11 protein-coding genes are annotated in these 12,432 nt (G+C 54.5%); 1 reads left to right on the top strand and 10 read right to left on the bottom strand.

What is annotated here, in order from left to right:
- Positions 1-383: 383 nt before the first annotated feature.
- Complete coding sequence (locus G7G_RS0111870; RefSeq protein ID WP_238528792.1) at positions 384-968, top strand: LytTR family DNA-binding domain-containing protein; 585 nt, start codon at positions 384-386, stop codon at positions 966-968.
- Positions 969-971: 3 nt separating this feature from the next.
- On the opposite strand, the gene pdeM is transcribed toward G7G_RS0111870, so the two are convergent.
- From pdeM to G7G_RS0111920, 10 genes are all read right to left on the bottom strand, one after another.
- On the bottom strand, positions 972-1,634 hold the full coding sequence (gene pdeM / locus G7G_RS0111875; RefSeq protein WP_029621960.1) for a ligase-associated DNA damage response endonuclease PdeM: 663 nt from the start codon (positions 1,632-1,634) through the stop codon (positions 972-974).
- A gap of 41 nt (positions 1,635-1,675) precedes the next feature.
- On the bottom strand, positions 1,676-4,087 hold the full coding sequence (locus tag G7G_RS0111880) for a ligase-associated DNA damage response DEXH box helicase (protein WP_010441648.1): 2,412 nt from the start codon (positions 4,085-4,087) through the stop codon (positions 1,676-1,678).
- 39 nt (positions 4,088-4,126) lie between these two features.
- Positions 4,127-5,434, bottom strand: coding sequence for an ATP-binding protein (locus G7G_RS0111885; protein ID WP_010441649.1), 1,308 nt, complete (start codon positions 5,432-5,434; stop codon positions 4,127-4,129).
- A gap of 116 nt (positions 5,435-5,550) precedes the next feature.
- On the bottom strand, positions 5,551-6,096 hold the full coding sequence (locus G7G_RS0111890) for a prepilin peptidase (protein ID WP_010441650.1): 546 nt from the start codon (positions 6,094-6,096) through the stop codon (positions 5,551-5,553).
- Between the two features lie 3 nt (positions 6,097-6,099).
- Positions 6,100-6,951, bottom strand: coding sequence for a tetratricopeptide repeat protein (locus G7G_RS0111895; RefSeq protein WP_010441651.1), 852 nt, complete (start codon positions 6,949-6,951; stop codon positions 6,100-6,102).
- Positions 6,952-6,962: 11 nt separating this feature from the next.
- A complete protein-coding gene (locus tag G7G_RS0111900) occupies positions 6,963-7,505 on the bottom strand; it encodes a tetratricopeptide repeat protein (RefSeq protein ID WP_010441652.1) in 543 nt (180 codons plus the stop codon).
- 70 nt (positions 7,506-7,575) lie between these two features.
- Positions 7,576-8,553 carry a type II secretion system F family protein gene (locus G7G_RS0111905; RefSeq protein WP_010441653.1) on the bottom strand — a complete coding sequence of 326 codons (978 nt, stop codon included), beginning with the start codon at positions 8,551-8,553 and terminating at the stop codon, positions 7,576-7,578.
- Between the two features lie 10 nt (positions 8,554-8,563).
- Positions 8,564-9,532 carry a type II secretion system F family protein gene (locus tag G7G_RS0111910; RefSeq protein ID WP_010441654.1) on the bottom strand — a complete coding sequence of 323 codons (969 nt, stop codon included), beginning with the start codon at positions 9,530-9,532 and terminating at the stop codon, positions 8,564-8,566.
- A 12-nt stretch (positions 9,533-9,544) separates the two neighbouring features.
- Positions 9,545-10,984 (bottom strand): TadA family conjugal transfer-associated ATPase, encoded by a 1,440-nt coding sequence (locus G7G_RS0111915; RefSeq protein ID WP_010441655.1) that lies wholly within the window; start codon positions 10,982-10,984, stop codon positions 9,545-9,547.
- A 17-nt stretch (positions 10,985-11,001) separates the two neighbouring features.
- Complete coding sequence (locus G7G_RS0111920; protein ID WP_010441656.1) at positions 11,002-12,237, bottom strand: CpaE/TadZ family protein; 1,236 nt, start codon at positions 12,235-12,237, stop codon at positions 11,002-11,004.
- Positions 12,238-12,432 lie beyond the last annotated feature (195 nt).

Here is a 12,432-nt window from a genome sequence, read left to right on the forward strand (position 1 = left end):
CCTGACAGCATAATACCCGACACAAAGACCTATTTGGGTATGATCTGATTAGCCGGAGAGCCTGCGCGCTCTCCGGTTTTTTGTTCTCCAGGAATTATTAATAGGTATGGGGATTTGTTAACTTGACCCAGCGTTAACCCGTGATAAGCCTTCTAATCCAAGTGGTTGTGAGGTTAGACTACCTTCCGTTTGATGTTTTTGGTGCAGGCTAAGAAGGTGTGTTGCTTGGTATGAAGTCCAAACTAAGTCCGATCATCTCGTTTTGCAGTCTTCAACGTGTAGTGGCCGGCCTAGTTTTTGTTCCATTGCTTGCCTATTCGTTCGCACCCTTTCGAGACATGACACTGTCATATTCACAGCGGTTGTTGTTCTGGACTGGTGTAATGCTACTGGCGCTGGTTGCAACATGGGCTGCGGGGCAACTTGTGCGCACAAAACTGAGTTTATCGGGATCGTTGTTCCGGGATTTTGCTTTTGCTGCGTTGATCCTGTTGTTGTTTGCCCCCTCTTTGTGGTTTCTGACGTGGATTCTGTTCTCATTGAATGGACGGATGGCTCCAGACTTGTTGAAGGTCGTCCCTTATGGGCTTCTGTTTGCAACGGGGCTATTACTTGTTCGTCAATGGGGCGATCCAGATGAAGCAGTGGAAGCACCTCGACCACGGCTCTACCATCGATTGCCAACTGGTTTCGAGGGGGAGATCTACCGACTGACCGTGCGTGATCACAGCGTCGATGTCGTGACTTCAGAAGGGACATTTACCATCCGCTCGCGATTTACCGATGCGATAGCTGAGATGGAGCCGGTTCCTGGGCATTGCACACATCGATCACATTGGGTGGTAGATTCCACAATTGTTGGGGTCAAGAAAGAGGCGGGGAAAACGTACCTGCGTTTAAGGAACGGCGACCACGTACCTGTCAGCCGAAAATACAAGCAGCATCTTGTGGATGACGGGCTGTTATAAGGATCATCGCGGCATTGGAATTTTCTGGGGCTGATTCCCCGTCAAGATTGCCCGGGCATCGGAGGCCATGATCCTTGTCAGTGTTTGGTCTGTGCTGCGCAACCCGCCGGTATAGGTCCCATAGGCGGGCAGGATTAGTCGGGCATGATCCAAAAGGAACGCAGGCCGAGAGATCGAGCGTCCCCGAATATTCAAACTTGCCTTGGGATGATAGTGGCCGGAAATCTCAGCCATTGCATCTGGTTGGGTTATATGGCGAAAAGTGAGGCCGCTGCAAATCCATTCGGATAGATGCGTACCACCAATTTCAACCGGACCGGGGTCATGATTGCCTTCGATCCAGATCCAGTTCCGACCTGCTTGCAACGTTGCAATCCGAAGCCTGTCCTCAGTTGTCAATGCAGTTAACGCGTCCAAGTCGTCAAAGCTGTCTCCCAGACAAATTACTGACGTGGCCTTTGTATGTGACAAGTCACATTCCAGCCGTGTCAAAGTCTCGCGTGTATCATAAGGGGGGAGCGAAGAACCGCCCCTTCGAGCGATGCGTTCCGACTTGCCCAGATGCAGATCAGATACGCAAAGCAGGCGTTGATCGGGCCACCAAAGCGCCCCGGAACCTAGTGCGCGCAGTTGGTGACCCGCAAAGGAAAACTCGACATTGTTCATGGTCCGTTCTTTGCCTGTTTCGACGGACGGCGCAAGAGGATTCACGGTGATTGTATGCCTGCAGCTTGCAGCAAGCGGGCACTCTCTTCGGCCAGAAGACGTTCTTCTGCCTCACCTTTGACTGGCACTTTTCCCATTTCCAGAAAGAGCGGCGCAGCCAATGGAGAAACGCGATCCAGCCGCAGAAGATCGATGCGGCCATTGATCCGCCCGACCATCGCTTCGATCCGACCGAAATCAACCAATCCGCGCATGGCTTCTTCGCGGGTGATCTGCATCAAAAGATGGTCGGGGTCGTATTTCAGCAGAGTGTCATACAAGATATCTGACGAAAACGTCGCCTGCCGCCCGCTTTTTCGCTGCCCGCCGGTATTGCGCTCGATTAGACCTGCGATTGTGGCCGAGGCGCGAAACGTCCGTTTCATCACGGCGTTGCCTGCCAACCACGTTTCCAGCCCTTCGCGCAGCGCATCAATTTGAAACAATGGGCGTGGATCGGTTACCGCATCCAGGCCCCAGATCAAGGTGGCATAGTCGGTAGCGACAAAGCCCAGTGGGGCAAGGCCGGTCTCTTCCATACGTTTGGTTAGTAACAAGCCCAGGGTCTGCTGCGCATTTCGGCCTGCAAAGCCATAGACACAGATATGTTCACGTCCATTGTCGGGGAAGCTTTCGATCAATAGTCGATCGCGCTGCGGTAGGCGCGAGACGTCGCGTTGCAACGCCAGCCAATCGGCGGTGTGGGCGGGCAAGTGTGCCCAGTCGCTTTGCGCGAACATACGCAGGATGCGGTCGCTAAGCTGCGTAGATGTGGCGAATTTTGTGCCAGAGAAGGTTGCGATTTTGGGTTTCTTGTCGGCACGGCGGCTGACCTCAACCACCATTTCACGCAGCCCTTCATAACGGACGATCTGACCGCCGATCAGAAATGTGTCACCGGGGGTGAGCGAGGCAGCAAACCCTTCTTCCACCTCGCCAAGTGGCTTGCCACCGCGATTTCGTTTCAACCGTACCTTCAGCGTGTCAGTGTCCTGAATTGTGCCCAGATTCATCCGGATACGCTGCGCTGCTCGTGGATCACGCAATTGCCAGCGCCCATCTGATCGCTGCTGCAACCGCTGCCAGCGGTCATAGGCGCGCAGGGCGTACCCGCCGGTGGCGCAGAAATCCAGGCAGGCATGAAATTCGGATCGGTGGAGGTCGGCATAGGGCCCCGCCGAAGTCAGCGCGGTGTAGAGCACATCGGCCTCGAACGGTCCCGCTGCAGCGGCGATCAGGATATGCTGGCAGAGCACATCCCGAGGGCCCGCACCACGAGGATCACCATCGAGGTCATGTTCCTGCACCGCCTGCAGAGCAGCCACACATTCGACCACTTCAAACCGGTTGGCAGGGACCAGCAACGCCTTCGATGGGGCATTATAACGATGGTTTGCCCGTCCGATCCGCTGCACCAGCCGTTTGACGTTCTTTGGCGCGCCAATTTGGATCACCAGATCCACATCCCCCCAATCGATTCCCAGATCGAGGCTGCCCGTGCAGACGATGGCCCGCAGATCACCGCATACCATTGCGGCCTCAACCCTTTCGCGTTGCTGCCGGTCCAGACTGCCGTGATGGATACCGATTGGCAGACTTTCATCATTTGCCAGCCAGAGATTATGAAAGAATATTTCGGCCTGAGCGCGCGTGTTGTGGAAGATCAGTGTTGTTCTATGCTGCCGAACCTGCTCCAGCACCGCCGGAATGGCATAGGCGGCGCCTCCACCAGACCAGGGGGGCATTTCTTTGGTTTCAAGCATCGCGATATCGGGATCTGGGCCGGGATCGGCCTGAATTATTCTGCAAGGATCAGGATGCCGGGCCAGAAACTGCGCAATGCCTTCTGGGTCTTCCACAGTCGCAGACAGGCCGACACGGCGCAAATCGGGGCAGAGCGCTTGCAACTGTGCCAGTGCAAGCATCAATTGATCGCCCCGTTTGCTTTCCGCCAAAGCGTGAATCTCATCAACGATGATGCGCTGGACTCCCGCAAACATACGCGGCGCGTCTTCGTAGGAGGTGAGTAACGCCAAGCTTTCTGGTGTGGTCAGTAGGATATGTGGAGGATCAACACGCTGGCGTTTCTTTTGCGTGGCCGACGTATCGCCAGTGCGGTCTTCGATCCGTATAGGCAAGCCGATCTCTTCCACCGGGGCACGCAGATTGCGACGGATATCAGCGGCCAGCGCCTTGAGTGGTGAGACATAGATCGTATGCAGCCCATCATGCGCGCCGTCGGCCAGTTCGGACAGGGACGGCAAGAAACCGGCCATCGTCTTGCCCCCGCCTGTCGGGGCAATCAAAAGCGTCGCCGGCTCCTGTGCCTGGTCGAACATGTCTTGTTGATGCGGGTGGATCGACCAGCCTTTGGCTGCAAACCAATCGCTAATCCGGGCGGGAATCTGCGTCATGGCCGCAGATTAACCGCCCGGGTTCAGAAGGACAGGGGGTTAGTGAACGATCTTTTCTTCCTTGACGAACATGTTCGCCCAGGCACGGTCGATCAAATCGGGGCTCATCTGATAGGGGATGCCTTCGAATTCGCAGATCGAGATCATCTGATCGATCAGGAAGATCGGTTGATAATTCGCGTAGATGTTCTGGATCGTCGGGTATTTGACCTTCAGCAAATGTACCAGAGCGGCTTCGTCCAGAGGCATCCCGCGTTTGCGGGCGACCATCGCAAAGATCTTGAGGAAGTTCTCTTGGTTCGGACCATCAATCTTGATCTTGAAGAAGATCCGGCGCAGAGCGGCTTGGTCAAAGATTTCATTCGGATGGAAGTTGGTTGAAAAGATGACCAGAGTATCGAAGGGTACTTCGAACTTCTCACCAGATTGCAGGCCGAGGATATCCTTGCTTTCTTCCAGCGGAACGATCCAGCGGTTGATCAGGGCCTGAGGGGGTTCGGCCTGACGCCCAAGGTCGTCCACGATGAAAATGCCTCCGGTCGATTTCAATTGCAGCGGTGCCTGATAGGTCCGGGCAGTGGGGTTGTAAACGAGGTCCAACATGCTCAGCGACAGTTCACCGCCGGTAACCACGGTCGGGCGCTCGCATTGCACATAACGCGTATCGAACCGTTTCCGGCGGCGCAAACTGTTGGGATCGTCCTCTTCCTGTTCAATCGCGGTGTGAACAATCGGATCGTATACGGTGATCACCTGCCCCGAATATTCGATGGCGCGCGGGACATAGACATTGTCACCCAGCGCGTCCCGAATTCCGTTCGAGATTGAGGACTTACCATTGCCCGGAGGGCCATACATCAGGATCGAGCGACCGGCGCTGACAGCAGGGCCCAAGTGATCCAGCAGGCTGTCGGGTAGAACCAGATGACCCATAGCACCAGTCAATTGATCACGGGTGACCTGAATGTTGCGGATCGACTGACGCTTGACCTGTTCGCGATAGACGTCCAGTGGCACCGGCATCGCGCCAAAATACTCCGATTGGCTAAGCGCGTCTAAGGCACGGGCCTTTCCTGCATCGGTTAACTGATACCCCATCTCGTTGCCCGAGTTGGCGTTCAGTGTGCCTGTCGCCTCCATCAGTTTCTGTTCCCGTGCGATATCGATCAGTTCCTGCGTCACCGAGCCGGGCAGGCATACCGCCGCGGCAACCTCGCTTACCGTATCCACGTTCTTGCGAAAGATCGTTTTCAGCAGAATGTCACGCATCATCACCAGCGGAAGCTGCATTTCAGCCAACCCCTTAGGGGCAGGGGGGGCCATAACGGAGGACGTCTGCATGTTCATAAGCGGGACTCGTCTGTCAATTATCACACCAAAGGCCCCATGCAGGGCCGTTTAGGGAAAATTTGACGCGTCTTTGTGGCAGGACCAAGGCGCGGGCAAGGCGCGGTCATGATTGTTCACGAACCGTGGATTATGCCCAAAATCAGGTAAGCCACGAGGCTACCTGCAAGCGTCAGACCCATTGGAAACTGTTTACCGCGATCCCAACTGTCCCAATGCGGAGCGATCTGGCGCAGTCGGGTGTGTTTCGCTAACCGGTGGGAGCAAAAAGCCCCAAGCAGCGTGGCAGACAGAATTATGAAAACCCACATGAAATCACTGGCCCAGATAAAAGCAGCGGCGGCAGCGCAGAATTTGGCGTCGCCAGCTCCCATAATTCCAGCCGCATTCAATATGATGCCGACGATCAGTACAACGACTATGTGAAGCAGCTGCCAGGCGTATAGAGGCAGCTTAACAGTGACCGGACCAAACGTGCCGGGTAGCCATTCGCCCGACCACGGTGGCAAAACGAAAAGGCCGACAACGAGATAAACCACCAACAGTGCCATGACCGCATGGTTTTTGATCCGCATCTCACGCATATCGGTGAAGGCAACGTAGAAACAGATCGGCAGGACAAATGGTAAGAACCACGCCGCCGCTGCCGCTGGTATGTGCATGGATTAGGCGTCCTCGAGTGCCCGAAGCGAGCGAACGGCTTCGTCATAATGCTGGGGATGCGTGGCGATTGCCTCGCGATACAGGTTCTTGGCAAGGTTTACATCGCCTTGTTTAACTGCCGAAATAGCCATCGTATTCAGCAACATCGCCCGTTCGGTCTGTGACATCGGGACAACCGGAACGCTGTAATTGCCTTGTGCACTGCGCGCCAGAACCAGATTGTTCTTCGCGGTAAATAGCGCGTTGTCCTGTTGAATGGCTTCGGTGAACAGACGTTCAGCTTCGGCATATTGCCCGCGTGCCATTTTGGAGTAGCCCCAGTTATTCATGACACCCGCCGGTCGCGTAGTCAGGCCAACGGCGGTTTCATAATAATGGTCTGAGCGTTTCCAGTCTTTTCTGGAGTCTGCCACCAGCGCCTCAAGCCGATAGCGCTTGAACGTCTCATAGGTGGGCGGGATTTTATCGAGAGTTGCCTTTGCACCATCCCAATTTCCGCTACGCACTAGCGCATCTGCATATTCAACCCGGTCGGCGTTGTTTGCACCTTTCATCCCGAGCACACGTTTCCATGCCGCTGAAGCCTCGGTGCTGCGCTTGGCGCGGGTCAGGGTAATCGCAAGACCACGCTGAAGATCGATCCGGTCCGGGTTCTTGGCGGCCGCACCCTGAAAATAAGTGACGGCTTCATTTGGATCAGCTGCATTCAGCATCACGTCATTCAGGTTGGTCTCGTCAATAACGTTTACTTCCTGAAATGTACGTTCGACTTTTTCTTCTTCGGTTTCTTTTGCGCAAGCGGTCAAAACCAGCCCGCACGCAAGCATCGTCGGAATCAAAAAGGGATGGCGCATTTTTGCGTCCTTTACTGCTCTGCCTCTATTGCTGGGTTTTTGCGCAGAACGAATTGCCCGTCGCCGCGCTGCTCCAGCTCAAATTCTTGTTCTTGTGGGGTATTATTAGCAGGATTTTCCATTTTTGCGAGTGCTAACCGCAAATTGTCACGGATTGCGTCACTTTCGCCATTGTCTAACGCAAAAGCACGGCGGAAAACCTGTGCTGCTTCGGCGTATTCGCCCGTCTCCATCAGGAATACGCCAAGATTATTCCAGGCGACCGGCCAATCGGGATCATCCTCCACTGCTCGGCGTAGCAGGGGTTCGGCTTGTCCGATCCGGCGTAAGCCCAAATTGGCGGTGCCGAGCGAAGTCAGGATCTCGGGTGTCATTCCCTCTGTCAGCGCCGCCCGGGTGAAGGATTCCATCGCAAGCTCGTATTCGCCTGCCGCCATCAGGCGATTGCCGATAGCGATTTCATCCACAGCCGGGCCATCGGGGTCAATTCCAGGCGCAAATGGATCATCCGGAGAACGCGTATCAGTGCAAGAGGCCACCATGGCAATAACCATGGCGGCCCTAAAGAGATGACGCAGGTGCAAACCGAAAGGCTTGAGAACCTTATCACGCAGAAGGTGAGCGTTATTGGCTTCCAAACTCCATGATACCTTTTGCCGAAGGGCCAACAAGAATGACCAGAAGGGGGGGGACGGTCAACATCATTGTGGCGAGTGTCATTTTGGTTGGCAACTTGTTCGCGGCTTCTTCGGCGCGCATAACGCGCTTGTCGCGCATTTCGTCGGCGTAAACCCGCAGAGCTTCCGCGATCGATGTACCAAAGGTGGCTGACTGGATCATAACAGTCACAAATGCGCTAACGTCCTGAACTCCGCAACGAGTGGCAAAATCGCGCAGGACCGTATCCTTTTCTTTACCAGCCTTCATTTCATAGGCGACGACTTCAAATTCAAGCGCAATGTCGGGATAGGAGGCTTTCATTTCCGCTGCGACCCGAACGATGGCCTGATCAAGCGATTGGCCGGCTTCGACGCAAACAAGCATCAGGTCAAGCGTGTCCGGGAAACCGTTGACGATGGCCTCCTTCCGTTCCTCTACGCGTCGTGTGATCCAGTACTTGGGTATGAAGTATCCGACCAGTCCAGGCCCCAAAACGCGAATTAGGAGTTGAGTAGAGTCAAACTCCTGATCACCTGCGAAAACCGTGACCAGTGAGATACCGATCAGAATTCCGACAATCCCCAACGCAAACTGCGAAAAATGATAGAATCGGACGGCATCTTTTGACTGATAGCCCGCTTGGCGCAGCTTGAGCTGAACGGCCGAATACTCTTCCTCGTCCTTGGGTTCGAGGAAATTGGCAAATTTTTCAAGCTGCTCGTTGCGGCTGGCGTTTCTCAGGCGTTCTTTCTTTTCTTTCTTACTTTTCTTAGGCGCCGCGTTTGAACGTTGTAGCTTCTTAAGTGGATCCTCAGGCTGATTCAGCATCAAAGGGACGGTGATCAGGATCATAAACAAACCCAGAATACCAACGACAATCAGCGGGCCAAATTCGCCTAAATGAGTTTTCAGCAGCTCATTGATCTGGCTCAGAATTTCCATGGCGGCACCTCTAAACCTTAATATTAGTCAGGATTTTCATGACGATCAGGTTCAATGTCAGCATGATGCCGACAAAGAAGCAGGCAGGGATGAAGAACGGATGATCCATCACAGAATCGTAATAGTGTGGATCCTTGACCAGAATGAACATGAGGCATGCAAGAGGGAAGCCGGACAGGAACTTTCCTGACCATTTTGCCTCAGCGGTAATCGCATTCACCCGACGGAACAAGCGGAACCGGGCCCGGATCACTTTCGCAAGGCCGGCGAGAATATCAGCAAGGTTACCCCCGGACTGCTGCTGAATGGAAACCGCCACGGCTAGGAAGCGCAAATCCTGCATATCCAGCCGTTCTGCCATGTCCTTAAGCGCTTCACCCACTTCCCGGCCATAAGCAGATTCATCCGAGATGATGCCAAATTCCGTCGCAAGTGGGTCCTCAACTTCGCTGGCAACGATCTGGATCGATGAAACAAACGGGTTGCCGACCCGAAGCGATCGCACCATCAGTTCAACCGCATCCGGTAATTGTTCTTCGATCAAAGCCATTCGTTTCTTGGCCTTGTTGCTGACCCAAGTATAGACAGCACCAATACCGATGGCACCCGAAAGCGCGATCCGCAGTGTTATTTCGGTCGCCGTGGCCACGCTGAGGGCCATGAAGACCAAACCAGAAACCAGCGCCATGATCATAATCAGCTGTCTGGGCGAGAAGGCGATTGCGGCTTTTTGGGCTTTGTCTGCCAGAAGCGAATAGAGTGGGATGCTCTGCGACTTCATATGCTGCTGCATTTCCTTGCGCAGCTGTTCCAGCACTTGTTCGCGACCGACACCCTTGTCGATCATATCCAGCCTGCGATTGACACGGCTGTTCAGACTGATCGATTTTCCAAAGGCGACAAGATAGATACCTTCGACCAGGGCAAAAACCCCGACGAAAATCACGACATAGATGAGCGCCTCGACAGGCAGTTGCATATCTTGGTTCTCCTACATCGTGGTCGGGTCGTAGATCGAAGCGGGTAGATCGAAACCCCACAGGCGGAACCGCTCTGAAAAGTTGCTCCGAACGCCTGTCGCAGTGAAATGGCCGATGATCTTGTTATCAGGGGTCAAGCCAACGCGTTGAAATTTAAAGAGTTCCTGTAAGGAAATCACGTCACCTTCCATCCCAGTAATCTCAGTGATGGAAGTCATGCGACGTGAACCGTCCTGTAGACGGCTGGCTTGAACAATCAGGTTCACAGCCGATGAGATCTGGCTGCGGACGGCTTTGATCGGCATTTCGATTCCAGCCATCGCGATCATGTTCTCAAGACGTGAGATACCGTCACGGGCAGAGTTGGCGTGGATCGTGGTCATTGATCCGTCGTGGCCTGTGTTCATGGCCTGCAACATGTCGATCACCTCGGCACCACGCGTCTCGCCCACGATGATGCGGTCGGGGCGCATACGTAGGGCGTTTTTTAGACAGTCCCGCGGGCTGACCTCACCTTTGCCTTCCACGTTGGGCGGGCGGCTTTCCATCCGGCCCACATGGGTCTGTTGTAGCTGAAGTTCCGCCGTATCCTCGATGGTTAGGATGCGTTCGGCGTCGTCGATAAAGCTGGACAGCGCGTTGAGCGTTGTCGTCTTACCGGAACCCGTACCACCTGAAACGATGATATTCAGGCGCGTTGAAACCGCGGCCTGCAAATAGGCGGCCATTTCTTCCGTGAAGGCGCCAAAATTGACAAGATCGTCAATGCCCAGCTTGTCCTTCTTGAACTTACGAATCGAAACCAGCGAGCCATCAACTGCAATCGGCGGCACCATTGCGTTGAAACGCGAGCCGTCTGCCAAACGGGCGTCAACGTAAGGGTTGGATTCATCGACACGACGGCCAACAGCAGACACGATCTTGTCGATGATCCGCATCAGGTGCTTTTCATCCTTGAAAGTGATGTCGCTGATTTCCAGTTTGCCCGCTCGCTCGACGAAAATCTGCTGAGGGCCGTTTACCAGAATATCGTTGACCGTATCGTCCTGCAGCAAGGTTTCCAGCGGCCCCAGGCCGGTGACTTCATCATAAAGTTCCTTGTTGAGCTGAGTGCGGTCCTCACGGTTCAAGACAATATTGCGCGATTCCAGAACTTCGCTTGAAATTGCACTGATCTCAGCCCGTAACTCGGCCTCTGCTGCTTTCTCAAGCGCCGCAAGGTTTAGGTTTTCAAGCAGTTCACGGTGCAGTTCCAGCTTGATCTCACCCAAACGCTCTTTGCGCTTGCGCTCTTTGTCGTTGACGGTGACCTCCGCCGCCTTTTTTTGCACCGGCTTGCGTACGACATTGGTCGAGGCCGCCGCCGCGGCTGGCGTTGCGGCCTCAGCTTTTTCAGGCGCCGGGGTTTGAACCGGCTGCGCCGAAGGCTGTTTTTTATATCTTGAAAACACGGCAGCTCCCTTTTGAATTATGCGGCTTCAGCGTCGCTGCTGCCTAGGCTATGAAGCGATTGAGCAAGTTTGGCGATCTCGCGACGTAGCGGATTCTTGGCCGCCGAGTTTGCCAATGGCAGGCCGTGATCACCGCTTTGCATGACTGCCTTGCCACCATCAGGTAGAAGCAAGTCGATCGAAATGCCCAGGCTTTCGCCCATACGTTTGACCCGGCCTTTTCCGTTGAGGTCGGTGAATTTCGGTGCCCTGTTCATGGCAAACCGCAACTTGTTAAAAGGCAGTTCTTCAGCCTGCAAAGCCCGTTTCAGGCGCAACGCGTTCTGAGCCGACCGCATATCAAGTTCGATCAAAGCAAAATAGACATGCGCCGCCTGCAGCACCGTTTCGGACCAGTGAACCAGTGTTTTGGGCATGTCGATCACGACGTAGTCGAAGTGGCTGCGTGCTGTATCGATCACCCGCTGGATATCCTCAGGGTTGATAATATCCAGTGGAACCATATCGGACGGAGCGGTTAGGACCTGCAGCTTGTCTTCGAATGTTTGCAGGGCTTGCCCGAAGGATTCCTCGTCCATGGAATCAGTGTCCGAGAGCATTTCGAATACGACCTCGTGACGCGGAAGGTCCAAAAACGTAGAAACGCTGCCATATTGAAGATCCAGATCAATCAGGCACACTTTGGGTGTTTCTTTGGCTGAAACTGTAGCCAGTTCCCACGCAAGGTTTACGGCCATCGTCGTGGAGCCGACCCCGCCTGCGAGCCCCTGGACCACGAACAGCGCGCCCTCTTTCGACGCACCATTGGCCAGCGGCACTGCTGCGGCTTGTGGTGCTGTGACCGGGTCGGGCTTGTTCATCCGGTCAATTGCTTCCTGAAGTTCGTTTTCGGGAAGCGGGTAGGGGACAAACTCATCAGCGCCCTTACGCAATAGTTGATGCAGGGAAGCCGGAGTCACATCTTCTGCGATCAAAACAACCTTTATGCCCTTTTCCTTGGCACGCGTGATGATTTCACCCATCATGGTCAAGTTGTCTTCGTCATCACCATCCAGCGCCAGGGCAACAAACTGAAGCGATTCAGCTTCGGGCTGGCTAAAGAACGCGAGCGCCTCGGCAAACCCCAGATCCCCCCAGCGTTCTCCTAGCGCGGCTTCCATATCTTCGATCAACAGATCGAAATTCTGGACATCACGGCTAATCGTGCAGGCCAGAATGGCGTCGTTTTCATCTTGCGGCGTCGCGCTCGTCATAAACACAATCCTCGTCGAGAGGGCTGAGCAAACCTGATGAACGCGTGAAAGGTCAGTTCTAGCTTGCTGTCGCCCGATGCGGTCAATTTTGGCCGCAGGTCACCCTATTGTTCACAATGTTGCTTGGAAGTGGGGCGAGAATTGGGCGCAAAAGAACCAATTGTAGGGAAATGGGCGACAATGCCGCCCATTTCT

Origin of the sequence: Ruegeria conchae, assembly GCF_000192475.1 — a bacterium.
GTDB lineage: Bacteria > Pseudomonadota > Alphaproteobacteria > Rhodobacterales > Rhodobacteraceae > Ruegeria > Ruegeria conchae.

Coding starts and splice junctions, on each gene's coding strand:
- G7G_RS0111870 (WP_238528792.1), top strand. CDS start 384: ATGCTACTGGCGCTGGTTGCAACATGGGCTGCGGGGCAACTTGTGCGC.
- pdeM (WP_029621960.1), bottom strand. CDS start 1,634: ATGAACAATGTCGAGTTTTCCTTTGCGGGTCACCAACTGCGCGCACTA.
- G7G_RS0111880 (WP_010441648.1), bottom strand. CDS start 4,087: ATGACGCAGATTCCCGCCCGGATTAGCGATTGGTTTGCAGCCAAAGGC.
- G7G_RS0111885 (WP_010441649.1), bottom strand. CDS start 5,434: ATGAACATGCAGACGTCCTCCGTTATGGCCCCCCCTGCCCCTAAGGGG.
- G7G_RS0111890 (WP_010441650.1), bottom strand. CDS start 6,096: ATGCACATACCAGCGGCAGCGGCGGCGTGGTTCTTACCATTTGTCCTG.
- G7G_RS0111895 (WP_010441651.1), bottom strand. CDS start 6,951: ATGCGCCATCCCTTTTTGATTCCGACGATGCTTGCGTGCGGGCTGGTT.
- G7G_RS0111900 (WP_010441652.1), bottom strand. CDS start 7,505: ATGGTTATTGCCATGGTGGCCTCTTGCACTGATACGCGTTCTCCGGAT.
- G7G_RS0111905 (WP_010441653.1), bottom strand. CDS start 8,553: ATGGAAATTCTGAGCCAGATCAATGAGCTGCTGAAAACTCATTTAGGC.
- G7G_RS0111910 (WP_010441654.1), bottom strand. CDS start 9,532: ATGCAACTGCCTGTCGAGGCGCTCATCTATGTCGTGATTTTCGTCGGG.
- G7G_RS0111920 (WP_010441656.1), bottom strand. CDS start 12,237: ATGACGAGCGCGACGCCGCAAGATGAAAACGACGCCATTCTGGCCTGC.